Source organism: Nonomuraea purpurea (genome assembly GCF_042650645.1).
GTDB classification, from domain to species: Bacteria; Actinomycetota; Actinomycetes; order Streptosporangiales; family Streptosporangiaceae; genus Nonomuraea; species Nonomuraea purpurea.
On the sequence record NZ_JBHSBI010000014.1, the window covers coordinates 109,354 to 132,095 of the forward strand.

The window sequence follows — 22,742 nt, forward strand, 5'->3', positions numbered from 1 at the left end:
CGTGCTTGTCGGGCTGGCCATCTGGGCCACGAGGACGGGATGATCCGGTGCGGACCTTGATTGTGCTGCGTCATGCGAAGGCCGCCCATGTGCCCGGTCTGGCCGATCGGGAGCGGCCGTTGACCGGGCGCGGGGAGCGGGACGCCAAGCGGGCGGGTGACGAGATCAGGGCGGCGGGCCTCAGCCCGGACACGATCCTGTGCTCACCGGCCCTCAGGACCAAGCGCACCGCCGAGATCGCCTTTCCCGAGGCTGAGATCAGCTACGAGCGCGACATCTACGAGGCGTATCCCGACGAACTGCTGGAGTTGGTGCGGCGGGCCGACCCCGAGATGAGCACCGTCGTGCTGTGCGGGCACAACCCGGGGGTGCATGAGTTGGCCCTGGGGCTGGCTGGTGGCGATTACGTGTTCCGGCCGGGGTCCTTTGCGGTGATCCAGGTGGATTCGTCATGGGAAGAGCTTGGTCCGGGCGAAGGGCGGCTGATCAACCGATGGGACCCCAAAGAGGCCCAGTGAAGGCGTCGGGGTCCCAAGACGTCGACAGGGGCTCGAATCGGTCAGCCGGTCGTCAGGACGCCGTCCTCGGCGTCCGCTGCCTCGACCTCGTCCCGTGAGATCCCCAGCAGGTAGAGGATGGCGTCGAGGTACGGCGTGTTCACGGCCGTGTCGGCCGCCTGCCGTACCACCGGCTTGGCGTTGAAGGCGATCCCCAGCCCGGCGGCGGCGATCATGTCCAGGTCGTTGGCCCCGTCGCCGATGGCCACCGTCTGGGAGATCGGCAGGTGGGCCTCCTTCGCGAACCTCTCCAGCGCCCGCGCCTTCCCCGGCCGGTCCACGATCTCGCCGACGACCCGCCCGGTCAGCCGCCCGTCGATGACCTCCAGGACGTTCGCCGCCGAGTAGTCGATGCCCAGTTCCTCCACGAGCCCGTCGGTGATCTGCGTGAAGCCGCCGCTGACGATCGCGAAGCGGTAGTCGAGCCGCTTGAGCGTGCGGACCAGCGTACGGGCGCCGGGCGTGAGCACGACCTCCTTGCGCACCTCCTCGAACACCTCCGCGGGCAGCCCCTCCAGCAGCGCCACCCGGCGCCGCAGCGACTCGGCGAAGTCCAGTTCGCCGCGCATGGCCTGTTCCGTGACCCGGGCGACCTCGTCGAGGCAGCCCGCGTGGGCCGCCAGCAGCTCGATGACCTCGCCCTGGATGAGCGTCGAGTCGACGTCCATGACGATGAGCCGCTTGGCGCGCCGGGACAGACCGGTGCGCTGGACGGCCACGTCGACCTCTTGGGCCGCGGCCTCGGCGGCCAGCTCGACCCGCAGCGACATGGGGTCGGCCCCGGACACGGACAGTTCGATGCAGGTGACGGGCCATTGGGCGAGGCGTTCGATGCGGTCGATGTTCGCGCCGGCGGCGGCGATGCGTCCGGCGATGCCGGCGATGGCGGCCGGCTGCAGCGTCGTGCCGAGCACGCTGACCGACAGGCGGCCGCGCCGGCGCTGCTCCTTGGCCTGGGATCCGGTGGAGAGCTCCACCTCCATGCCGAGGTCTTCCGCCACTCGTTCGACGGCGGTCCACATGGCGCCGAGGGTGGTGCCGGTGCCCGTGGACGGGCCGCCCGCGTACGCGACGAGCACGCCGAGCGTGAGCCGGCCTCGGATGACGACCTGCTCGATGTCGGCGACCGTCACGGGGAAGTTGGAAAGGACGGAGAAGAGCCGCGAGGTGACGCCTGGCCGGTCGGGGCCGGTCAGGGTGATCAGGAGGGTGCGCTGGTCCACATCCAGCCACGGTACTGCGCCGGGGCGGGTGCTCGTGAAGCAGGGGGCACCCCAGGCGCGCCGCGCGGGTCAGTGTCTCAGAATCAGGTGTGTGTCGCCGAACTCGTGCCAGAGGTATCCCTCGCGCAACGCCGCCTCGTAGGCCCGCGCCAGCGCCGCCTCGCCCGCGATCGCCGTCAGCATGAGCAGATGGCTGGAGCGCGGCTCGTGCAGGCCGGTGATCAACCCGGTGACGGCCCGCACGCCGTTCTCGGGCGTGACGACGTGCCTGGTCCACCCGGTCGCGGCCGACACCCGGCCGTCCGCGTCCACGGCGGTCTCCAGGGCCCGTACGACGGTCGTCCCGGCCGCCACCACCCGGTTCCCGTTCTCACGCGCCAGGTTCACCAGCCGCGCCGTGGCCGAGGGCACCGCGTAACGTTCGGCGTAAGGGGGCTCGTCCTTCTCGGGCGAGGCCACCCCGGTGTGCAGGGTGATCGGCGCGATGTGCACGCCCCGCGCCACCAGCGCCGTCACCAGGGAGGCGGTGAACGGCCTGGCCGCGCTCGGCATCTCCGCGCTGCCCGGCACGGTCGCGAACACGGTCTGGTACGTCTCGATCGGCCAGTCCGCGTCCACGTACGAGTAGCGGATCGGCACCCCGAACCGACGCAGATAGCCCTTCACGTCGCGATCCAGGCGGGCCCGCCACAGCCGCGGCGTCTCGCGCCCGAGCAGCCGCAGCGTGGCCCGCCCCGGCAGCGGCAGCCATTCGCCGGGCGCCCCGCCGCCGTAGGGCTCGGAGGACTTGACGGTACGGCGGCGCAGCTCGACCAGCCACGTGCCGTCCTCGTTGGCGGTGGAGAAGTGCACGGCCAGCCGGTCCAGGCGGACGGCCGCGGGCAGCGTCGCCGAGTTGTTCACCACGATCAGGTCCCCCGGGTCGAGCAGGCCGGGAAGGTCGCTGAAGCGGTGGTGGGCGGGGGCCAGGTCGCCGTGCGAGACCATCAGGCGCACGGCGTCCCTGGACAGCCCTCTGGCCTCGGGCGGCTCGTGGGCCGACAGGTGGGAGGGCAGGTCGAAGTCGAGTGCCAGGCTCATTGGAGGCTCACTTTGCCGCCGGCGGGGCGAGACTTGACCAGGTCGCGCAGTGCCGCGGCGACCTTGGCCGGGTCGGTGGCGGCCGCGGCCTCGTCGGCGCCGATGGCGTCGGCGAGCATGCGGGTGTTCATCTCGCCCGGATCGACCCACCAGACCCGCAGTGCGGGCTCCTCGGCCGACAACACGTTGGACAACTGCTCCAGAGCGGCCTTGGTGGCGCCGTAGCCGCCCCAGCCCTCGTACGCGCCGGTGGCGGCGTCCGAGGTGATGTTCACCACGGCTCCGCCGGACGCGCGCAGCGCCGGCAGCGTGGCCTGGATCAGGGCCAGGGGCGCGGTCACGTTCGTCTCCAGCAGCACCCTGAACGCCTCCAGCGGGTACCCGGCCAGCGGTGGCAGCGGCGTCGCGCCCAGATCACTTGCGTTGTTGACCAGCAGGTCCAGTTCTGGGGCCGCGCGCGCCAGCCGTTCGACGTGGGCCGGGTCCGTCACGTCCCCCGCGATCGCGACGGCCCCGAGCTCGGCGGCCACCCGCTGCAGGGCGTCCGCGCCGCGGGCGGTGAGTACGAGGTTCCATCCCGCCTCGGCCAGGGACCGGGCCAGGGCGAGGCCGAGACCGCGGGAGGCGCCGGTGATGAGTGCGGTGTTCGTCATGTGCCCGACGCTAGAAACACGACGAGCCGCGCACATCGGGCGCAAGGTCCGCCAGGGTCTGGGCACATCGTCCTAGGACCGCACCGGACCCTAAGCTGGGTTTCGTGAGCTCCGACCGAGACGAGATCCTGCATGCGGTGAGCTCCGCGGTGCTCGCCGTCACCCGCCACCTGTCGGTCCGCGAGGTGCTGCAGGTCATCGTACGCTCGGCGCAACGCCTCCTCGACGCCCGCTACGCCGCGCTCGGCGTGCCCGACGACGACGGGTCGTTCGCCGAGTTCGTCGCCGAGGGCATCACCGACAAGCAGTGGGACGCGATCGGGCCGCTGCCCCGCCAGCATGGCATGCTCGGCGCGATGCTCCGCGAGGCCACCCCGGTCAGGCTCCCCGACCTGCGCGGCGATCCGAGATTCGAGTGGTGGCCGAAGGCGCACCCGGTGATGAAGGACTTCCTCGGCGTCCCGATCAGCGACGGCGACGAGGTGCTCGGGATCATCTTCCTGGCCAACAAGCGCACGCCGGGCGGGTTCACGCAGGCGGACCAGGATCTGCTGACGCTGTTCGCCGCGCACGCCGCGATCGCGCTGACCAACGCCAGGCTCTACGAGAACGGCCGCGAGCTGGCCATGCTCGAAGAGCGCAACCGTATGGCCCGCGAGCTGCACGACGCGGTCACGCAGAAGTTGTTCTCGCTGCGGCTGACCGCCCAGGCGGCCTCGTCGATGCTGGACAAGGCGCCCGGCAAGGCGGGCGCCGAGCTCGAACGCGTCCAGCGGCTGGCCGGCGAGGCGCTGTCCGAGCTGCGGGCGATCATCGTGGAGCTGCGCCCGGCCGAGCTCGACCGGCACGGGCTGGCCGAGACGCTGCGCAAGCACGTGCGCCTGCTCGACCGGCTGCACCCGGCGCGGGTCGCGTTCGAGTGCGACGAGCTGCCGCCGCTCGATCCGGCGATGGAGGTGGCGGTGCTGCGGGTGGCCCAGGAGGCGCTGCACAACGCGCTGCGGCATTCGGGAGCCGATCAGGTCACCGTGCGGCTGGCGTTCGAGGGCAAGCGGCTGGCGCTGACCGTCCACGACGACGGCGAAGGGTTCGACCAGGGGGAGTCGCGCGGCCTCGGCATGGTGTCGATGCGCGACAGGGCCGAGTCCGTCGGGGGCGTCATGGCCGTCGACTCGGCGCCGGGCAACGGGACGACGGTCCGTGTGGAGGTGGACGTGTGATCCGGGTGCTGATCGCCGACGATCACCCAGTGGTGCGTCAGGGGCTGCGGACGTTCCTCGACCTGCAGGACGACATCACGGTCGTCGGCGAGGCTGGCGACGGGGCGCAGGCCGTCGAGCTGGTCGGGGAGCTGTCTCCCGACGTGCTGCTGCTGGATCTGAAGATGCCGGTGCTCGACGGGCTCGGCGCGCTCGAACGGCTGAACGGCTCCGCGACCAGGATCGTCGTGCTGACCTCGGTGAGCGAGCGGTCCGACGTGAGCCCTGCGATGCGGGCGGGGGCGGCCGGCTTCCTCTACAAGGACATCGACCCGCCCGCGCTGGTCCAGGCCGTGCGGGCGGTGCACGGGGGGCAGGTGCTGCTGGCGCCGGAGGCGGCCGAGGCGGTGCTGACCACGTCAGGAGGGCCGCCAGGGCCGGTGCCGCTGACCGAGCGCGAACGCGAGGTGCTCGCGCTCATCGCGGCCGGCCGGTCCAACAGGGAGATCGCCAGGAGCCTGGCCGTGGCCGAGAAGACGGTCAAGACCCACGTCTCCAACGTGCTGATGAAGCTGGGGGTGCAGGACCGCACCCAGGCGGCGCTCTACGCGGTCCGCCACGGCCTGGCGTGAGCCGGGTCAGGGGCTTGCGAGCGGTTCGAAGATGGCGTGGTGGGCGGCCACGAGCGCACGCCGTACCGCGCGGTCGAGCTCGCGCAGGGCCGCCCCGCGCGCGGCGATCTGCCCCGAGGTGAGCCCGCGCTCGTCGGCGGCCCGCAGGGCGAGGGCCAGCCGCGTGGCGAGGGTGGAGACGCGGTGGGCGCGCGCGGGATAGCCGGGCGCGAGCTCGCCGCCGAGGCTTCCCACCGGCGGGCGGGCCTGCGCGGGGCCGTCGACGGTGGTCAGCGCGTCGGTGGCCGAGCGGATCGCGTCGGACAGGTCGCGCTCGGCCTCCGACAGCGAGGGCAGGTCGTGGCGGATGGGGCCGGAGTCGTGGACGTCCAGGCGGATCCCGACATACGACGACCCGCGCAGGTCCTGCGCCGGCACCAGCCCGATGTTGCGGTCGTCGAGCACGGCGATCACGGCCTGGCCGACGTCGACCGCCGCCGAGTTGAACGACGCGGGGCCGGACAGTCCGAGCGGGTCTCCCGGCGCGGGCAGGGCGAGCCGGAACCCGCGCAGCCCGCCCGAGCGCAGGTTTGCGAGGTATTTACGCAGCGGAACCTCGCCCGCGACAGCGGGCCCGGCGATGGATTCCACGTGGTCAGCCGCCTCGTCGAGGCCCACGTGACCGGCCAGCCACGCGTTGCCCCAGGCGACGAGGGAGGGGCAGACAGGCGATTCAGGGCGCACCGGTCCACGATAAGCGCTCGCCCTGCAATAGGTTTGTCCCGAGGGTGACTCCTAAGGAGGTTCGGGGATGGGTGGTCAGGTGCTGCGGCTCCAGGATGTCGCCGTCAGGCGCGACGGAGCGGCCCTCCTGCGCGGCATCGACTGGACGGTCAACGAGGACGAGCGGTGGGTGGTCGTCGGCCCCAACGGCGCGGGCAAGACGACGTTGCTGCAGGTCGCGGCCACGTTGCTCTATCCGAGTGAGGGCCTGGTCGAGGTGCTCGGCGAACGGCTCGGGCAGGCCGACGTCTTCGATCTGCGGCCGAGGATCGGGCTGGCGAGCGCCGCGCTGGCCGAGCGTATCCCGCCGGAGGAGAAGGTCATCGACCTCGTGCTCACCGCCTCGTACGCGATCATGGGCCGCTGGACGGAAGAATACGACTCCAACGACGTCACCAGGGCCGTGGAGCTGATCGACATGATGGGCGCGGCCCATCTGATCAGGCGGCGGTTCGGCACCCTGTCGGAGGGGGAGCGCAAGCGGGTCCAGATCGCCCGCGCGCTCATGCCCGACCCCGAGATGCTCCTGCTCGACGAGCCGGCCGCCGGCCTCGACCTGGGCGGCAGGGAAGACCTCGTGCGCCGGCTGTCGGTGCTGGCGGGCGACTACCGCTCGCCGACGCTGGTGCTGGTGACGCATCACGTGGAGGAGGTGCCCAACGGGTTCACCCACGGGCTGCTGCTACGGCACGGCTCGGTGGTGGCCCAGGGGCCGCTGGAGCACGTGATGACGGCCGACAACCTGTCCCAGACGTTCGGGGTGCCGTTGTCGCTGGAGAGGGGCTCTGAGGGACGCTGGTACGCCCGTGCTCACTAGATCACCATTTATGCGGATAAAACCGTGACTGACTGAAATAGGATCAACGGAGCCGGTTCCCCCGACTTCGGAGCGTTGCTATGTCCGTCGAGCAGCTCATCGTCGCCCTTGTCGTGGTCGCGGCGGTGGGCTTCGCGGTGGCCCGTACGATCCGCATCATCCCCCAGGCCACGGCCGCCATCATCGAGCGCCTCGGCCGCTACCACCGGACCCTCAACCCGGGCCTGAATCTGGTGGTGCCGTTCATCGACCGCGTCAAGGACATGATCGACCTGCGCGAACAGGTGGTGTCCTTCCCGCCGCAGCCGGTGATCACCTCTGACAACCTGGTCGTCTCCATCGACACCGTGATCTACTTCCAGGTCACGAATCCGAAGGCGGCCACGTACGAGATCGCGAACTTCCTGATCGGCGTCGAGCAGCTCACCGTCACGACGCTGCGCAACGTGGTCGGCGGCATGGACCTGGAGCGCACGCTGACCTCGCGCGAGGACATCAACACCGCGCTGCGCGGCGTGCTCGACGAGGCGACGGGCAAGTGGGGCATCCGCGTCAACAGGGTCGAGCTCAAGGCCATCGACCCCCCGGCCTCCATCCAGGACTCGATGGAGAAGCAGATGCGCGCCGACCGCGACAAGCGCGCGGCCGTGCTGACCGCCGAGGGACAGCGCCAGGCGGCGATCCTGGCGGCCGAGGGCGAGAAGCAGGCGTCCGTGCTGCGGGCGCGCGGCGAGGCGGAGGCGTCCGTGCTGCGCGCCCAGGCCGAGGCGGAGTCCCAGGCCATGCGCGCCAAGGGCCAGGCGGACGCGATCGGCATGGTCTTCAAGGCCATCCACGAGGGCAACCCGAGCCAGCAACTGCTCGCCTACCAGTACCTGCAGACGCTGCCGGAGATCGCCAAGGGCGATGCCAATAAGATCTGGATCGTCCCATCGGAGATGGGCAAGGTCATCGAGAGCCTGGGCGGCCTGTTCACACCCCCTAAGAGCCCAGACACCTAAAGGGAGGGTTCGTGACGGGGTGGGAGCTGGCCGTGGTGTGCGCGGCCGGAGCGGTGGCGGGCGCCATCAACGCGGTCGTCGGGTCAGGGTCGCTGATCACGTTCCCCACGCTGCTGGCGATCGGCGTCGACCCCGTCACGGCGAACGTCTCCAACACCATCGGCCTGGTCCCCGGCTCCTTCACCGCCGCCTACGGCTACCGCACCGAACTCCAGGGCCAGCGTGAGCGCCTGCTGCGCCTGGGCGCGGCCTCGGCGATCGGCGCGCTGGCCGGCGGGATCCTGCTGCTGTTCCTCGACCCCGGGGTGTTCCAGGTCGTCGTCATCGTGCTGATCGCGCTGGCCTGCGTGCTGGTGGTGACGCAGCCCAGGCTCAACCGGTGGCTGGCCGAGCGCCGCGAGCACCGGCACCCGCACGGGGGCGTGGAGCTGTGGCTCGGCGTGCTGGCCGCGGGGGTCTACGGCGGCTACTTCGGCGCCGCCCAGGGCGTGCTGCTGATCGGGCTGCTCGGCATCTTCCTCGACGACCACCTCCAGCGGGTGAACGCCGCCAAGAACGTGCTCGCGCTGATCGTCAACGCCGTGGCCGCCGGGCTGTTCATCGTGGTCGCGCACGTCGACTGGCAGGCCGTGCTCGGGGTGGCGCTGGGGTCGGTGGCGGGCGGGTTCGCCGGGGCCAGGCTCGGGCGGCGGATCCCCGCTCCGGTGTTGCGGGCGGTCATCGTGTGCGTGGGAGTCGCGGCAATTGTCGTACTGGTGTACGGATAATCGTCTGCGGGTATGAACCGTACATGAAGGGTGATCGGGTGGAGATCGTCATCGATGCGGGCGGAACCCCGCGCACTTACGAGATTGTGGCCACCCGCGCAGGCAGGCGGGTCGAGGTGGCCACGCGGCGGGGGCTCGTCGAGGTCAGCGAGGTCACCCGCAGCGGCACGCCGGTGCGGACGGCCAGGTTCATGTCCAGCCGCATCCTCGCCCTCGTGGAGCACCCCGCCGACGAGATCACCTGAAGTCGGCGGCGTGGTCGCGCGCCCACTCGCGGAAGGTCAGCGCGGGCCGGCCGAGCAGCTTCTCCACGGTGCCGGTGACCTCCTCCGGCCGGGTCACGAAGCTCTCCCATGTCCGCAGCGCGCCGTCCACGAACGCCGCCTCGCCCCAGGCCGCCATGAGCTGCTCACGGGCCTCCTCCTGGGGCTGTTCCTCCCAGCGCACCTCGCGCCCGGTCGCCTCGCCGATCACGCGCACCTGCTCCTCCTGGGTGAGTTGCTCGGGGCCGGTGAGCACGTACGCGGCCCCGTGATGACCCCCAGAGGTCAGCACGTGCACGGCCGCCGCCGCGATGTCCTTCTCGTGGATCAGCGACCTGGCGGCCTGCCCGTACGGCCAGCGCACGACGCCCTGCCTGATCAGCGCGGCCCAGCCGAGGGTGTTGGCCGCGAACCCGCCCGGCCGCAGGAACGTCCAGCCGAGCCCGGAACCCCGGATGATCCGCTCGACCGCGTGATAGTGCGAGGCGGGGTCCTCCGCGCCGTTCGCCGACAGGTACACCACGCGCCGCGCGTGCTTGGAGATCGCCGTGACCACCGCCTCGGCTCCGTCGGCCGTGAAGCCGGGCCAGAGCAGGAAGACGCTCTCCACGTCCTCCAGAGCGGGCTCAAGCGTCTCGGGCGCGGTCAGGTCGCCGCGTACGGTCTCCACCGGCAGCCCGGCCCGCTCGGGGGCCCTGGCGAGCGCCCTCACCTCCAGCCCCGCCTCCGCGAGCTGCGAGACCACATGCCTGCCGACGTTGCCGGTCGCGCCGGTCACCAGAATCTTGCCCATGGCCCCGACCGTAGAACCTCAAGTTGAGTTCAGGTCAAGCCCGGGCGCACCTGGATCGTGCCGTCGCGCCGGATCCGCGTCTCGAACATGGGGGCGGGGGCGGTCGCGGGGCCGTGCTTGACCGAGCCGTCGGCCAGCCTGAACGTGCTGCCGTGCCACGGGCACACCACGCAGGCGTCCCCGTCCTCCATGACCAGCCTGCCCTGGTGCAGCGGGCCGGCCAGGTGCGGGCAGCGGTCGGCCAGGACGGTCACGCCCTCGCCCTGGCGCAGCACGAAGAGCTGGATGTAGCCGAGCCGCCGCGCCACGGGCCGGCCCTCGGGCAGGTCCCTGATGAGGCAGAGGTCGTGCCAGCCCAGCGGCACCAGGTGTGTGACCTGCGGCGCGTGGTTGGCGCCTGCCGCCTGCCTGTAGGCCAGATGGCCGCCCAGGTAGCCGCCGAGCCCCGCGAAGCCGAGCCCGGCGTAGGACAGCAGTCTGCCCGGCCGCTCCATCCCCCGCAGGCGGGCCAGCAGGGAGGCGGAGAACAGGCCGAGCGCCGTCAGGTTCGACAACATGTGGACGAAGCCCACCCGCTGCTGCTCGCGGTGGAGTGAGGACCAGTCGGTCAGCCCGGCCGCGGCCGTCGGCAGCGCGTTGGCGATGCCCGTGGCCAGCAGCAGGCGCGTGGCCCGCGGGTCGGCGTCGGCGAGGTCGAGCACGGTGGCCGACAACCAGCAGCCCAGGCTGACCGTGGCCAGCGGCGGGTGCAGCGGCTTGCCCGTGGGCACGCCGTGCAGCAGGTCGCGTAGCCGCCCGGGGCGGACGCGCTGCCGTACGGCCTTGGCCAGCACCCTGACCGGCTTGTCCATCGCCTTCGACTTTTCGAGCCGATCAGCGAGGGCAACCGGCCCGGCAAAACGCCGCAATTGCCGACGCTTCGCTCGTACTTCCTCTTTCACGAAAAGTCCCCTACCCCGCCCATGAGGGGATCACTCGGACAGATGCCCTCTGGCCACGGAGAGTTCGACCAGCTCCAAGGCGTACGCGCCGAGCGACGGCGACCCCTCCTCGATGATCCGGACCTTCTCCCTGACCTGGCTCGCTTTTACCTTGAACAGCGGCCACGTGCCGCCCTCGGTGTGGTGGTTGGCCAGGATCGGCGCGAAACGGTCAAGCGCCTTGGCGAACCTCGCCTCCGGCGTCTGCCTGGCCTCGAACTCCTCCCACAACTCCCGCAATCGCTCGCCCTGGTCACCGGGCAACAAACCGAAAATACGCTCGGCGGCGGCCTTCTCGGCATCAGCCTGAGCGGCCACCTCCACGGGGTCATAGATGAACGTGTCACCGGCGTCGATCTCCACCAGATCGTGCACCAGCAACAAGGCCACCACCCGTTGCAGGTCGGTCCCCGGCGGGGCGTGCTCGCCGAGGACCATCGCCAGCGTGCCCACATACCAGGAGTGCTCTGCGGAGTTCTCCCGCCGCGAACCGTCGATCAGATGGTTGCGGCGTATGACCCGCTTCAACTTGTCGATTTCGATGGCGAAGGCGATCTGGGCGTTCAGGCGGTCCTCTTCTGGCGCGATAGTCACGCGCGACACCCTATTGTGCGGTGATCACCCCGGTTGGTGAAATCGTGACCGGAACTCCGTTGAACACTGCGTTACCACTGGGTGTACCGGCTGCGGAGGTGTCCGGCCGCCACGCGCCAGACGTCACGTGTACGTGAGGAAGCCCCGGAGCCCCCGCGGTCCCCGGGGCTTCCTCCCCTGGGGAAGGCCCCCCTTTCCCCAGGTCCTCAGCCGACCTGCGGCAACACGAGCTCGGTGCGCAGATCAGGCGGCTCCTCAAGGTCGGGTCTCAGTGACGTCCACACAGGCTGTCGGCCGAAGAGCCTGTCCAACCCCGGAGAGGCGGCTCCGGGGACCTCGTCGCGGCGGACGATCTCGACGATCACGAACTGCGATCGCGTGCGGTGCCGGAAGACCTTCGCGCTCCTGGCCCAGCAGGCTGCGGCGATCTCTTCGGCGTACGCCTCGAACTCCTCGGCGCTGATGCCCGCCCTGGTCAGGAGCAGGGCCTTCTCGCCCGTCGAGGTCGGTGTGATCCACAACACCAGCGGGATCCGGCCTGCCCTGGTGTGCATCGTCGTCTCCAGGCAGACGCGTTGGATGCGGTGCCTGGAGACCACGCACCAGAAGTGGGCGGCGATCCAGCCGCGTCCGAACCTGGTCGCGGCCGGTACCGAGATCGCACTGGTCAGCAGGACGAAGGGCAGCCACCGGCCGTGCTGGGCGGCGCCGAGCAGGGTCAGGGTGAACAGCGCCAGCCCTGCCACCAGCAGCAGTTCGGTGCGGATGCGCCAGAGCCTGACCAGCGGCCCCCCGCCCCTGGCGGCGGGGAGGGCCTCGCGCGCCGGATAGATCTGTTTGCGTGGGTTCCTCGGCACGTCAGGACACCTCCTCCGGCACCCTGCGTGGCACGCTGAGCTGGTCGAAGCGTGGGTCGCGATAGCAACGGGCGCCGAAACCCGTCCTTGTCACGGTCCAGCCGATCCGGTAGGCGAACTCGTCGGGCTCCATGCAGATCTCCCGGTCGGCCAACGCGACGAGTTCCCGGATCCGGGACTTGATTCGACTGAGTCCCTTGGTACCTTGTGAGTACATGAGAAGACCCCTTTCGCGGCATTTTCCAGAGGTGGCTTCTTCGCCGGTCCGACGGCTGATTGACCGGTCTCGCCGCAGGGTGGCAGCCCGTTTGCGACGGTTCGGTGGTCAGCCTCGGTCCGGTATTTCTCATGCTCGAATGAGCGGACGGTCGCTGAGCTTTCAGACGAAGCTGTAATCCTTCCGGCAATCGGCCTCCCTGGGTTTGTGTCTCGTTTCCGGGACGGCGACGTTGCCGGTGATGCGGGCCCCGTGCGGGCGCGCGACCATGAGGGGAAGGCTCGATGCGTACGGCCGTTTCGTCATGTCCGGCCTCCTCACCACTCGAGGTCCCTCCTGGTATCGATCGTCCCCCGAGGTTCCCGATGCCGCAATACTTTGAGCAAGGGAAGATTCAATTTTTTTCGCAGCTTGCCGGTTCGATTGCCGTGCAACTTGCACGAGATGTGTCGGGCGATCCTCGGCAAGAGGGGCGTCCAGCAGGGGGCGTCTTCGCAAACTCGTATTGCTCCTACGCTCTCCCCGTGAAAGCCTTCTGGCAATGCCGTGCGGCACTGCACGTGCAACTTGCAGTGTAAGATTGATCGAACGGCCCAGAAAGCCGGGGCCCAACGACCTCTCCCGCCACACCTTCATTCCCGACAAGGAGAGTGGACGGTGCCATCGAAGCAGGGCAGTCCAACAGTTCGCAGGCTCCGGCTCGGTCAGGAGCTGCGTCTCCACCGGGAACGGAGAAAGCTCACCGGGGCCAAGGCGGCCACGGAGCTCGGCTGGTCGCCGAGCAAGGTCAGCCGCATCGAGGCGGCCAAGACCATGCCCAGCGCCGACGACATCAAGGTCATGGCGAAGCTCTACCGCGTTGACGGGGACAAGCTTGACGAACTCTTCGGCCTGTTGCGGGACGCGGAGCAGCGTGGGTGGTGGGAAGATTACGAGGACTCACTACCTGAGGAGTACACAAAATTCCTCGGGCTCGAGGCCGAGGCGACGTTCCAGCGCAACTGGGAACCCCAGTTGGTGCCTGGCATCCTGCAGACCGAGGATTACGCCAGAGAAGTCATCCTGGCCACCCGCGGCATCGCGCGTATCACGCACAGCGGTGTCAGGAGCCGGGTCGAGGCCCGCCTCGACAGGCAGCAGCGCGTCCTGCACAGGACGGATCCCTGCGAGCTGAGCGTCGTGCTCGACGAGTCCGCGCTGATGCGGGGCTTCGGCGAGCTCTCGGTGATGCGTGAGCAGATGGAGCATCTCCTGGAGATCTCCCTGTTGCCGCACGTCAGCATCCATGTCCTGACCCTGGACTCACTGCATCCGGTCAACACCGGCGCGTTCATTCATCTAAAGTTCTCCGGCTTTGATGATGTTGTCTATCTGGAGCAGTTGTATTCTGCTCACTTCGTCGATGATCTTCAGAAGGTGGCCGGATACGAAGCGGCCTTCGACCACATCAGGTCGGAGGCTCTGGACGAGGACGAATCCCGCGTGCTCATCCAGCGCAAGGCCATGCTCTGGCGGCGATGACGGCGAAACCTCAGGAGGGGGCAACGATGCCCCTTTACGCATTTGGGGAGAAAATGTTCATCCACACTAAGTCGGCGGCCTGGCGGAAGAGCACCTTCTGCAACGGCGCATCCGCCTGCGTCGAGGTTGCCCCCCTGGCCGACGGCAACGTCGCGCTCAGGGACAGCAAGGAGCAGGACGGTCCCGTCCTGGTCTTCACCCCGGAGGAGTGGGCTGCTTTCACGGCCGGGGTGCGCGAAGGCGAGTTTGATCCGGCTGCGCTCATAGCCGGCGCCTGAAAGCCCATCGCCGCAGCTTTTTCGAGCGCGGCAGGCCGGCTCAGGAATATTTCGCGGATTGAGAATTTATCGAGGAAATCGTTTGTTCTCGTGACGCGAACGGCCCGCGCCCCGGAAAAGAAGGGACGCGGGCCGTTCTGCGCCTCAATGTCGTTGAGACAGCAATTGATCATGGTCGTTGCCGAACGGCCAAGGGTGTGGGCAAGAGCGTGACGGTCGGTACCCCCGCGGACCGGATGCCCTTGTCATGGCTGTGGCCGCGTCCCGCACAGGGCGGATCCCCGCGAGCTGAGCGTGGTGTTCTGATGCGGCGCTTCGGCGGGCTCTCTTCGCGGGGTCAGGCAGAGTTCAACAGCACTCGTCAGGAGGACTCCCCATGCGTAATGGCGTCTACGTTGCCCTGGTTCTCTGCATTGGTCTCATCGCGGCTCTGGTCGCGGGCATAACCGCCTACGCCCTCGGCGCGGGCCTGGTGGCCGCGTTCGCCTGGTTCGGAGCCGCGTTCATCGGTGTGTCCGGGCTGGGGGTGACGATCTTGGCCGTGACTGGTCTCGTGGGCAGCAAGCCATGAGTAGGCCGGGATTCGCCGGCCGAACCGATTGAACGGCGTTTCTGCGCCTCCTGACTGTTCATGTCGGGCGGCGGATGAGGAAGAGCGAGCTCAGGCCCGCGACGACGGCGAGTCCGGCCATCGCGAAGGACGACACCAGTGAGGCCGACATCGTCCCGTGGCCCTGGCTCAGTGTGATGAACAGCGTCCCCACCGTGGAGACGCCGATGACCTGGCCGAGTTGCATCACGGTGAGCAGCGCGCCGCTGGCGTCGGCCGCGTAGGCGCCGTCCACCTGCTCGGTGGCCATGTTCGTCACGGCGACCTGCACGCCGAGCCCGGCGCCGACGAGTGCGCTCATGATCGCGTAAGGGAGGCCGCCGCCGGCGGCGAGCCCGAGCCCCAGGTAGGCGGGGGCGGCCACCACGTAGCCGAAGGGCACCAGCGACCGCTGCAGGCGGGCGGGAAGGCGCGGCCAGCCGAGCCCGACCAGGCCGAAGGCCAGCGCGCACGGCACCAGCATCATGCCCGAGGCCAGCGGCGACAGGTGCAGCTCGCCCTGCAGGTGCAGGGCGGAGGTGAACAGGAACGCGCCCCAGGTCGCCGGGCCGAACAGCAGGATCGCCAGCCCCGGCCGCATGCCGGGCGCGCGCAGCACCCGCGCGTCCACGAGGGGACGGCCGCCGCGCGCGGTCACCCACCGCTCGATGCGGACGAACCCCGCGAACATCACCACGCTCAACCCCATCGAGATCCAGCCCCACACCGGCCAGCCCAGCTCGCGGCCCAGGACCATCGGCACGACCAGCAGCAGCACGGCGGCCGACAGGCTCAGCAGGCCCAGCGGGTCGAGCCCCGCCCTGCCGCCGCCCTGGTCGGCGGGCAGCACCTTGAGCCCCGCGACCAGCAGCAGCGCCCCGACGGGGACCAGCACCAGGAACACGATCCGCCAGCCCGCGCCGAAGCCCAGCAGGATGCCGCCGAGCGCCTGGCCGACCACGATGCCGCCGCTGATCACCAGCGACCACAGGCCGATCGCCCGGCCCCTGGCCGCGCCCTGGTAGTTGCGCTGGATCAGGGTCAGCACCTGCGGCATCATCAGCGCCGCCCCGGCGCCCTGCAGCAGGCGGGCGGCCACCAGCCAGCCCGTCGACGGCGCCAGTCCCGCGCCGAGCGTGGTGAGCGTGAAAACCGCCAGTCCGCCAAGAAACGCGTTGCGATAGCCGAACAGATCGCCGATCCTGGCTCCCGTGATCAACAGGACGGCGTAGACGATGGTGTAGCCGGCGACGATCATCTGCAGCCCGGCGCCCGACGAACCCAGGTCGGCCTCGATGGTCGGAGTGGCCACGTTGACGATGTTGACGTTCAGGATGGCCAGGAACTGCCCCACGAGGATGATCGTCAGGAGCAAGCCACTGGCTCCGGCTCCGCTTTCGGGCCTTTTGGGCACAGCGGAGGTAAGGGCGGCAGTTTGCGACATGCTCGCCAGTCTGCCGGGGATCTGGTACCAGTAACGAGAGCCAATTTATACTGGTACTGGCGCTACCTGGCTAACTGCCCCCATAGTGGAGATATGACCGTGGCAGAAGTAAGGCGCTCCGACCTGTCGGCGTTCCTGCGCACTCGTCGCGAGCGGATCACCCCGGAGATGGTCGAACTCGCGCCAGGGCCGCGCAGGCGCACGCCCGGCCTGCGGCGCGAGGAGGTCGCCCAGCTCGCCGGGGTCGGCGTGACCTGGTACACGTGGCTGGAGCAGGGACGTCCGATCAACGCCAGCGCCCAGGTGCTCGACGCGATCGCCCGTACGCTCCGGCTCGACGGCGCCGAGCGGCAGCACCTCTACCGGCTGGCCGGGCACGCCGAGACGCCGGTCGACGTGGACACCGGCCAGGTGACGCCCGAGATGCGGCAGATACTCGACCGGCTCGCCGACATGCCCTCGGCCGTGACCAACAGTCGTTGCGACCTGCTGGCCTGGAACGACGCCTACGCCGCGGTCTTCCCTGAACTGGTCGCCCTGCCCGAGGCCGAGCGCAACTCGCTCTGGCACACCTGCCTCAACCCTGCTCCCTCCACGATGCTGCTCGACCGCGACCACGAGCTGGCGCGGGCCGTCGCGGTCTTCAGGGGCGCCTACAGCCGCCACTCGGACGACCCCTGCTGGCAGGACTTCGTGCGCCGCCTCAGCTCGGAGAGCGCCGAGTTCGCGCGGCTGTGGGCCCGGCAGGACGTGGCCGACCCGGGGCCGAGGGAGAAGGCGTTCAAGCACGTGAGCCAGGGGGTGCTGCGTTTCAGCACGACCAGCCTGACGGCTGTGGCGGAGATCCGGCTGATCGTCTACACGCCCACGGACGAGGCGACTCGTACGGCAATGGGCAATTTGCTGGGGGCTGCGCGGTAATCAACCCTGCATGGCAGGCTCGATCCATGTAAGTCGTGATTCGAGCGGAAGCGTCAGCAGATGAGATTCCCCCTCGCCCTCCCGTCGCTGGCCGTCGTCGCCGTGCTGGCGGCCTGCTCGGCGGTGCCTGAGCAGGCGCCCCCGACCAGGCAGGTGGAGCGGCAGCGGGCGGTCGCGCCCTTGACCCCGACCCCGACCCCGACCCCGACTGAGAAGCCGAAGAAGAAACAGAAGCGGCAGCCGTTCACGATCTCCTTCGGCGGGGACGTGCACTTCGAGGGCGGCCTGCGGGGAAGGCTCGAGAACCCGGACACGGCGCTCGGGCCGATCGCGGACGTGCTGAGCGAGGCCGACATGGCGATGGTGAACCTGGAGACGGCGATCACCACAGGGGGGACGCCGGCGCCGGACAAGGAGTACACCTTCAGAGCGCCCCCGACCGCGTTCACCGCGCTGAAGGCCGCCGGGGTCGACGTCGCCTCCATGGCGAACAACCACGGCATGGACTACATGGAGACCGGGCTGGCCGACACGCTGGCGGCGATCAAGCAGAGCGGGTTCCCCGTGGTGGGGATCGGCAAGGACGCGGCGCAGGCGTACAAGCCGTTCAGGAAGACCGTCAACGGCAACCGGGTGGCCGTGATCGGGGCCACGCAGGTGCTCGATGAGGAGTTCGTCCAGGCGTGGACGGCCACCGCGGACAAGGGCGGGCTGGCCTCGGCCAGGGACGAGGTGAGCCTGCTGCAGGCCGTGAGGAAGGCGCGCAAGAACTCCGACACCGTCATCGTCCACCTGCACTGGGGTACCGAGATGCAGAAGTGCCCGAACGCCGCTCAGCGGTCGCTCGCGCCCAAGTTGGTTGACGCCGGCGCCGACGTGGTGGTCGGCGGGCACGCGCACCTCCTGCAGGGATCGGGGTATCTGGACGACGCCTACGTCAACTACGGCCTGGGCAACTTCATCTTCTACAACTCCAAACCGGACACCACCGGCCGGACCGGCGTTCTGACGCTGACCATCAAGGGGCGGAAGGTGCTGAAGGACGACTGGACCCCGGCCACCATCGAGGGCGGAGTCCCCGTGCCGATGACGGGGACGGCCGGGACGCAGGCGGTCGAGGACTGGAAGGCGCTGCGCTCCTGCGCCGGTCTGGTCGCGCGCCCCTGATCAACTTATACTACTGGACTGAATATCTAATAGGGGGTCGCCATGCGATGGGTCGAGTCCGGTGACGTACGGCTGGCGCTCTTCGAGGACGGCGACCCCGCCCACCCGACGGTGCTGCTCCTGCACGGCTATCCGGACACCCATCGCGTCTGGGACGAGGTCGCCGGGCTGCTGCGCGACCGGTTCCACGTCGTCCGCTACGACGTGCGCGGGGCGGGGGAGTCCACGGCGCCGCGCGACCGGCGGGCTTACACCTTCGACGACCTGATCGCCGACCTCGGGGCGGTGCTCGACGCCGTCGGCAAGCCCCAGGTGCACCTCGTCGGACATGATTGGGGCTCGCTGCAGGGCTGGGAGGCGATCGGGCGGCCCGACGTCCGCGCGCGCATCGCCTCCTTCACCGGCTTCGGCGGGCCTGGCCCGCGCCAGATCGGCCACTTCTTCCAGTACGGGCGGCCGCGCGAGATCGCCCGCCAGCGGGCCAGATCCTTCTACATCGGGGCCTTCCGGCTCCCGGTGCTGCCCGAGCTGGCCTGGCGGTCGATCATGCCCCGGCTCGTCTCGCGCATGCTGCGTCTGGGCGAGGGCGTCCACCCCCGGCCCGGCCATCCCGCGCCGACCCTGGCCGAGGACGGGCGCAACGGGCTGTGGCTCTACCGGCGGAACAACCTCCTGGGCGAGTCGGGGCTCGATCCGCGCGTCGACGTGCCCGTGCAGCTCATCGAGCCCACGCGCGACCCGTTCGTGTCCCCTGCGCTGCTGGACTCGCTGGCCATGTGGGCGCCGGTGTTGTGGCGCAGGAAGGTCGCGGCCGGTCACTGGGCGCAGCGCAGCCGGCCGGAGGCCGTCGCCGGCATGATCGCCGAGTTCGCCGCGCACGTGGACGGCGCGCCCGCCGGCAGGGGGCTGCGCCGGGCGCGGGCGGGCGAGGAGCGCAAGGCGTTCGGCGATCGGCTCGTCGTGGTCACCGGGGCCGGGTCGGGGATCGGGCTGGCGACCGCGCGGGCGTTCGCGGCCCACGGGGCCGAGGTGGTGTGCGCGGACATCGATCCCGACGCGGCGGCGCGGGCGGCCGGGGGCATCGTGAAGGAGGTCGGGGGGACGGCGCACGCGGTGCAGGTCGATGTGGGAAATCTAGATCAAATGGAGGATTTTTCTCGAAATATCATCTTTCAATATGGTGTGCCGGACATTGTCGTGAATAACGCTGGGATCGCCGTCGTGGGGTCTTTCCTCGATCACACCGTGGACGACTGGCGCGCGACGATCGACGTCAACCTGTGGGGCGTCATTCACGGCTGCCGGCTGTTCGGCGCGGCCATGGTGGAGCGGGGCGAGGGCGGGCACATCGTCAACGTCGCCTCCCTGGCCGCGTTCGCGCCGTCGCGTTTGCTGCCCGCGTACTCCGCGTCGAAGGCCGCGGTGAAGATGCTCAGCGACTGCCTCAGAGCCGAACTGGCCGGGCAGGGCATCGGCGTCAGCGTCATCTGCCCGGGTTTCGTCTCCACAGCCATCGCGGGAAACTCCACATACGTCGGGGGCGACCTGCGCGAGCGAGCCGTGCGGGGGCTGGCCGGGCGCGGATATCCGCCCGAGCGGGTGGCCGCGCACATTCTGCGGGCGGTCCACAGAAATCAGGCCGTCGTTCCGGTCAACCTCGAAGGGAAAATCGGTTACGCCCTGTCCAGGATTTCGCCGGCGGTGATGCGCAGGGTGGCGCGATGGGCCGGGCCCGTGCGAAATCCATAAATCAGCGGGTAACGATCGCTCGTAGGGGAGAAGATGAATCCGTGTCTTCCCCGCACATTGATGATGATTGCGCTCAGTCCAAGGCCCTGCGACGGCAGCCCGCGCAGCGCCGCAGCGCCCGAAGGGTCGAGCGGATGCTCGACGCCTGCGCCGAACTGCTCGACGAGGCCGGCTACGAGGCCCTGTCCACCACTCGCATAGCCGAGCGGGCGGAGGTCGCGATCGGGTCCGTCTACCAGTTCTTCCCCGACAAACGGGCCATCACCCAGGAACTCACCCGGCGTAACGTCGAGGAGTTCGTCCGGCGGGTCGACCGCCGCTTCCTCGAAGAGGACTACCGAGGCTGGTGGGAGGCGGTCGACGCGATCATCGACGAGTACGTCGACATGCACAGGACCGTCTCCGGCTTCAAGAGCCTCCACTTCGGCGACGTCGTGGACCTCAACCTGCTCGACTCCGACTCCGACAACAACTCCGTGATCGCGGGGCGGCTGCGTGGGCTGCTGCTCAAAGAGTTCGGGCTGGCCGACAGCGCGGAGCTCGACCTGGCCGTGCTGGTGGCGGTGGAGGCGGGCGACGCGGTGTTGAAACTGGCCTTCCGCCGCGACCCCGACGGCTCGCCCGAGATCGTCGAGGCGGCCAAACTCCTCATCCGCGCCTTCCTGTCACGCCAACTCAGAGCCTGGTCGCCGCGCTCCTGAGCCCGGTTCGGGGCTTCAGCTCAGGGTCTTGAGTTCCTGTATGAGACCGCTGGGGAGCCAGGCCGGCATGTCACGCAACCAGCGCTCGCGGTGCTCGCCCCCGCCGAGCGCGGTGGCGGGCACCTGTTGTCGCGGCGTGGCCGGAGTTCGCAGACAGGGCGCGGGGAACGAGACCGGGCGCGCGTCCCTGGCCTGCCTGATATCCAGCCTGGTCTCCAGCGCCTGGAGGTTGCGCTCGGCGCTTTCGATGGCCTCCAACCGGGCCGACAGATAGCCGGCCACGCCGGGAACGAGCGCCGACAGAACGACGGCGCTGGCCAGCGTGAAGGTCACCTGCTTGGACATGCCCATAACAGCCCCTTCGCTCGCGTGGCAGCAAAGTGACTCCTATATGCCCTCTGACCTGCCTGGACACGCTGAACGGAAGGGCTCTTGGGTAGACCGTTGCCGAATTTGTGACTGACCGGCGATGTGCATTGACCGGGCAAAGGCCCGAGCGGCTCGGTAGTCTCGCGGTGTGGCGCATGTGACCCGTGAGCACCTTGATCGTCTGCTTGAGCAGGCCCTCCTTGCCGATGACCACAGTTCCCTGGCCAGTCGGCTCTACGACGCCGCGCTCGACTACTCCTCCGGCGACGTCTCCAGGGCATCCATCCTGGTCCTCGCCGCCGAGGAGTGGCGAGCGGCGGGCCAGCCCGCGCGCGCGATGGAGTGTTTCCAGCGCGCCGTCGAGGACGGCGGCGAGGCGGGGTTCGACCCGCGTGCCGGCATCGCCGACACGCTCTTCGAGCTCGACAGGACCGATGAGGCAAGGGAGGTCATCGAGACCATTCGCGCAGAGGGCGGCGTCTCCACGGCGACCGCTCACACGATCGCCGAGACGCTGGTCGCCTACGGTGATCTTCAAGGAGGGCTCGAATGGGCCACCCAGGCCGTTCTGGGATGCGACGAGAACGACCCCGAGCAGGGGGCGTTGTTGCGTACCCGGTATCGGATCCGGGTGGATCTGGGGCTCCCTGAGGACGAACTGGACGCCCTCGTCCACTGACGGCCCTTCCCCTTCGGTCTCCTGAGGCCGAAGGCGGGCCATCACGCCCGGCCCGAGTCCGTGGCGTGGCGAACGCCTGCCCGCAATCGCGGGCGCTCGTCCCGAAGAGGGGGCGAAGAGGCCGCAGCCGGCCGGCCGCGGCCTCTTCGTCAGGGAGGGCCCGGTGCGGCAGGCACGTCCGCACCCGGCCGAGGTCGTACGGACGCCCTACCGCAGCCCCAGCTTCTGCACCAGCTCCGTGAAGCCGCCCAGCGCGGAGTCGCCCGTCAGCATGGAGGTGCCCTCCACGCTCTCCACGGCCTTGGGCAGCAGGACGTTGATCACGTCGGACCCCACCTGGCGCACGGGCTTCTCCAGGTCCATCGGCGACTCGATGCCGGAGCCCGCGATGGTGTTGTGGTGCGAGGCGCGCCCGCCCGGCACGTCGCTCCGCACGAGTCCCCCCAGCGGCTCCTGAGGCAGGCTCGGGAGGGTGGGCAGAGCGGGCAGGGCCGGCACCCCGGCCATGGTCGCGACGTCCTTCATGCTGACGGGGCCGGGCAGCGCGGGGAAGAAGGCGGGCGAGGCGGAGGTCAGCGCGGGCATGCCCCACATCGCCGCGACCCCGCCGAGGTCGGAGGTTCCGAGGGCCGACCTCGCGGTCGCCAGCCCCGTCAGGCCCATCTGCCTGGCCATGTTCCCGGCGGCCTGGGCGAGCTTGTTGCTCTCCTCGGCGACCATCCTGCTGCTGGCCGGGCTGCCGTCGTTCAGGTGGAGTCTGGCCTCGTCGCTGCAGTATGAGGCGATCGAGGTGGAGGTGAGCAGGGAGGGCTCGGCGTTGTGACACGGGGCCGCCGCGGCGGGGCTCGCGGTCAGCCAGCTCACGCCGGCGATGAGGGCGGCCACCGCGATGACGTTTCGGATCTTCTGAGATGACACAGGACGTCCCC

27 protein-coding genes are annotated in these 22,742 nt (G+C 69.8%); 15 read left to right on the forward strand and 12 right to left on the reverse strand.

Annotated features, from left to right (window positions below; genetic code table 11):
• Positions 1-47 precede the first annotated feature (47 nt).
• Complete coding sequence (locus ACFOY2_RS27065; protein ID WP_379530885.1) at positions 48-518, forward strand: SixA phosphatase family protein; 471 nt, start codon at positions 48-50, stop codon at positions 516-518.
• Positions 519-559: 41 nt separating this feature from the next.
• Here ACFOY2_RS27065 and serB read toward each other — a convergent pair whose 3' ends face one another.
• The 3 genes from serB to ACFOY2_RS27080 all read right to left on the reverse strand — a co-directional run bounded on the left by serB (position 560) and on the right by ACFOY2_RS27080 (position 3,513).
• Positions 560-1,780 (reverse strand): phosphoserine phosphatase SerB, encoded by a 1,221-nt coding sequence (gene serB, locus ACFOY2_RS27070; protein WP_379530886.1) that lies wholly within the window; start codon positions 1,778-1,780, stop codon positions 560-562.
• Positions 1,781-1,849: 69 nt separating this feature from the next.
• On the reverse strand, positions 1,850-2,860 hold the full coding sequence (locus tag ACFOY2_RS27075) for an S-adenosylmethionine:tRNA ribosyltransferase-isomerase (protein ID WP_379530887.1): 1,011 nt from the start codon (positions 2,858-2,860) through the stop codon (positions 1,850-1,852).
• Positions 2,857-3,513: an SDR family oxidoreductase gene (locus tag ACFOY2_RS27080; protein WP_379530888.1), complete on the reverse strand. Its 657-nt coding sequence runs from the start codon at positions 3,511-3,513 to the stop codon at positions 2,857-2,859. The genes ACFOY2_RS27075 and ACFOY2_RS27080 overlap by 4 nt, the downstream gene beginning before the upstream one ends.
• A 104-nt stretch (positions 3,514-3,617) precedes the next feature.
• Between ACFOY2_RS27080 and ACFOY2_RS27085 the strand changes: the two genes are divergently transcribed.
• Positions 3,618-4,733 (forward strand): GAF domain-containing sensor histidine kinase, encoded by a 1,116-nt coding sequence (locus tag ACFOY2_RS27085; protein WP_379530889.1) that lies wholly within the window; start codon positions 3,618-3,620, stop codon positions 4,731-4,733.
• Positions 4,730-5,344, forward strand: coding sequence for a response regulator (locus ACFOY2_RS27090; protein ID WP_379530890.1), 615 nt, complete (start codon positions 4,730-4,732; stop codon positions 5,342-5,344). Before ACFOY2_RS27085 ends, ACFOY2_RS27090 begins: the two co-directional genes overlap by 4 nt.
• Positions 5,345-5,350: 6 nt before the next feature.
• Here the strand turns inward: ACFOY2_RS27090 and ACFOY2_RS27095 are convergent, their stop codons facing one another.
• On the reverse strand, positions 5,351-6,067 hold the full coding sequence (locus ACFOY2_RS27095; protein WP_379530891.1) for a hypothetical protein: 717 nt from the start codon (positions 6,065-6,067) through the stop codon (positions 5,351-5,353).
• A 67-nt stretch (positions 6,068-6,134) separates the two neighbouring features.
• On the opposite strand from ACFOY2_RS27095, the gene ACFOY2_RS27100 reads away from it, so the two are divergent.
• The 4 genes from ACFOY2_RS27100 (at position 6,135) to ACFOY2_RS27115 (ending at position 8,936) form a co-directional block, all read left to right on the forward strand.
• Positions 6,135-6,923 (forward strand): ABC transporter ATP-binding protein, encoded by a 789-nt coding sequence (locus ACFOY2_RS27100; RefSeq protein ID WP_357826882.1) that lies wholly within the window; start codon positions 6,135-6,137, stop codon positions 6,921-6,923.
• 80 nt (positions 6,924-7,003) lie between these two features.
• Positions 7,004-7,924, forward strand: coding sequence for an SPFH domain-containing protein (locus ACFOY2_RS27105; RefSeq protein WP_379530892.1), 921 nt, complete (start codon positions 7,004-7,006; stop codon positions 7,922-7,924).
• A gap of 11 nt (positions 7,925-7,935) precedes the next feature.
• Positions 7,936-8,691, forward strand: coding sequence for a sulfite exporter TauE/SafE family protein (locus tag ACFOY2_RS27110; protein WP_379530893.1), 756 nt, complete (start codon positions 7,936-7,938; stop codon positions 8,689-8,691).
• A 23-nt stretch (positions 8,692-8,714) separates the two neighbouring features.
• On the forward strand, positions 8,715-8,936 hold the full coding sequence (locus ACFOY2_RS27115; RefSeq protein ID WP_379530894.1) for a hypothetical protein: 222 nt from the start codon (positions 8,715-8,717) through the stop codon (positions 8,934-8,936).
• On the opposite strand, the gene ACFOY2_RS27120 is transcribed toward ACFOY2_RS27115, so the two are convergent.
• From ACFOY2_RS27120 to ACFOY2_RS27140, 5 genes are all read right to left on the reverse strand, one after another.
• On the reverse strand, positions 8,929-9,747 hold the full coding sequence (locus ACFOY2_RS27120; RefSeq protein ID WP_379530895.1) for an NAD(P)H-binding protein: 819 nt from the start codon (positions 9,745-9,747) through the stop codon (positions 8,929-8,931). The genes ACFOY2_RS27115 and ACFOY2_RS27120 overlap by 8 nt on opposite strands.
• A 29-nt stretch (positions 9,748-9,776) precedes the next feature.
• On the reverse strand, positions 9,777-10,598 hold the full coding sequence (locus ACFOY2_RS27125; protein WP_379530896.1) for a Rieske 2Fe-2S domain-containing protein: 822 nt from the start codon (positions 10,596-10,598) through the stop codon (positions 9,777-9,779).
• 120 nt (positions 10,599-10,718) lie between these two features.
• Positions 10,719-11,330: an HD domain-containing protein gene (locus ACFOY2_RS27130; RefSeq protein ID WP_357826898.1), complete on the reverse strand. Its 612-nt coding sequence runs from the start codon at positions 11,328-11,330 to the stop codon at positions 10,719-10,721.
• Positions 11,331-11,527: 197 nt separating this feature from the next.
• Entirely contained in the window at positions 11,528-12,178 is a 651-nt protein-coding gene (locus ACFOY2_RS27135; RefSeq protein WP_379530897.1) for a hypothetical protein, read from the reverse strand.
• 1 nt (position 12,179) lies between these two features.
• Positions 12,180-12,395 carry a hypothetical protein gene (locus ACFOY2_RS27140; RefSeq protein WP_379530898.1) on the reverse strand — a complete coding sequence of 72 codons (216 nt, stop codon included), beginning with the start codon at positions 12,393-12,395 and terminating at the stop codon, positions 12,180-12,182.
• A 657-nt stretch (positions 12,396-13,052) separates the two neighbouring features.
• Here ACFOY2_RS27140 and ACFOY2_RS27145 point away from each other — a divergent pair.
• The 3 genes from ACFOY2_RS27145 to ACFOY2_RS27155 all read left to right on the forward strand — a co-directional run bounded on the left by ACFOY2_RS27145 (position 13,053) and on the right by ACFOY2_RS27155 (position 14,765).
• A complete protein-coding gene (locus tag ACFOY2_RS27145) occupies positions 13,053-13,916 on the forward strand; it encodes a helix-turn-helix domain-containing protein (RefSeq protein WP_379530899.1) in 864 nt (287 codons plus the stop codon).
• A 53-nt stretch (positions 13,917-13,969) separates the two neighbouring features.
• The gene (locus ACFOY2_RS27150; RefSeq protein WP_379530900.1) at positions 13,970-14,194 is read left to right on the forward strand and encodes a DUF397 domain-containing protein; all 225 of its coding nucleotides are present in this window, start codon (positions 13,970-13,972) and stop codon (positions 14,192-14,194) included.
• A gap of 376 nt (positions 14,195-14,570) precedes the next feature.
• On the forward strand, positions 14,571-14,765 hold the full coding sequence (locus ACFOY2_RS27155) for a hypothetical protein (RefSeq protein ID WP_379530901.1): 195 nt from the start codon (positions 14,571-14,573) through the stop codon (positions 14,763-14,765).
• 58 nt (positions 14,766-14,823) lie between these two features.
• Here the strand turns inward: ACFOY2_RS27155 and ACFOY2_RS27160 are convergent, their stop codons facing one another.
• On the reverse strand, positions 14,824-16,158 hold the full coding sequence (locus ACFOY2_RS27160; protein ID WP_379530902.1) for an MFS transporter: 1,335 nt from the start codon (positions 16,156-16,158) through the stop codon (positions 14,824-14,826).
• Between the two features lie 162 nt (positions 16,159-16,320).
• Here ACFOY2_RS27160 and ACFOY2_RS27165 point away from each other — a divergent pair, with 162 nt between their 5' ends.
• The 4 genes from ACFOY2_RS27165 (at position 16,321) to ACFOY2_RS27180 (ending at position 20,765) form a co-directional block, all read left to right on the forward strand.
• On the forward strand, positions 16,321-17,148 hold the full coding sequence (locus ACFOY2_RS27165; RefSeq protein WP_379530903.1) for a helix-turn-helix transcriptional regulator: 828 nt from the start codon (positions 16,321-16,323) through the stop codon (positions 17,146-17,148).
• Positions 17,149-17,208: 60 nt separating this feature from the next.
• Complete coding sequence (locus tag ACFOY2_RS27170) at positions 17,209-18,315, forward strand: CapA family protein (protein ID WP_379530904.1); 1,107 nt, start codon at positions 17,209-17,211, stop codon at positions 18,313-18,315.
• A 42-nt stretch (positions 18,316-18,357) separates the two neighbouring features.
• Positions 18,358-20,064 carry an SDR family oxidoreductase gene (locus tag ACFOY2_RS27175; protein WP_379530905.1) on the forward strand — a complete coding sequence of 569 codons (1,707 nt, stop codon included), beginning with the start codon at positions 18,358-18,360 and terminating at the stop codon, positions 20,062-20,064.
• Positions 20,065-20,198: 134 nt separating this feature from the next.
• Complete coding sequence (locus tag ACFOY2_RS27180) at positions 20,199-20,765, forward strand: TetR/AcrR family transcriptional regulator (protein WP_379531065.1); 567 nt, start codon at positions 20,199-20,201, stop codon at positions 20,763-20,765.
• A gap of 15 nt (positions 20,766-20,780) precedes the next feature.
• On the opposite strand, the gene ACFOY2_RS27185 is transcribed toward ACFOY2_RS27180, so the two are convergent.
• Positions 20,781-21,110 carry a hypothetical protein gene (locus ACFOY2_RS27185; RefSeq protein WP_379530906.1) on the reverse strand — a complete coding sequence of 110 codons (330 nt, stop codon included), beginning with the start codon at positions 21,108-21,110 and terminating at the stop codon, positions 20,781-20,783.
• Positions 21,111-21,282: 172 nt separating this feature from the next.
• Here ACFOY2_RS27185 and ACFOY2_RS27190 point away from each other — a divergent pair, with 172 nt between their 5' ends.
• A complete protein-coding gene (locus ACFOY2_RS27190; RefSeq protein ID WP_379530907.1) occupies positions 21,283-21,813 on the forward strand; it encodes a tetratricopeptide repeat protein in 531 nt (176 codons plus the stop codon).
• Positions 21,814-22,020: 207 nt separating this feature from the next.
• Here ACFOY2_RS27190 and ACFOY2_RS27195 read toward each other — a convergent pair whose 3' ends face one another.
• Complete coding sequence (locus tag ACFOY2_RS27195) at positions 22,021-22,731, reverse strand: hypothetical protein (RefSeq protein ID WP_379530908.1); 711 nt, start codon at positions 22,729-22,731, stop codon at positions 22,021-22,023.
• Positions 22,732-22,742 lie beyond the last annotated feature (11 nt).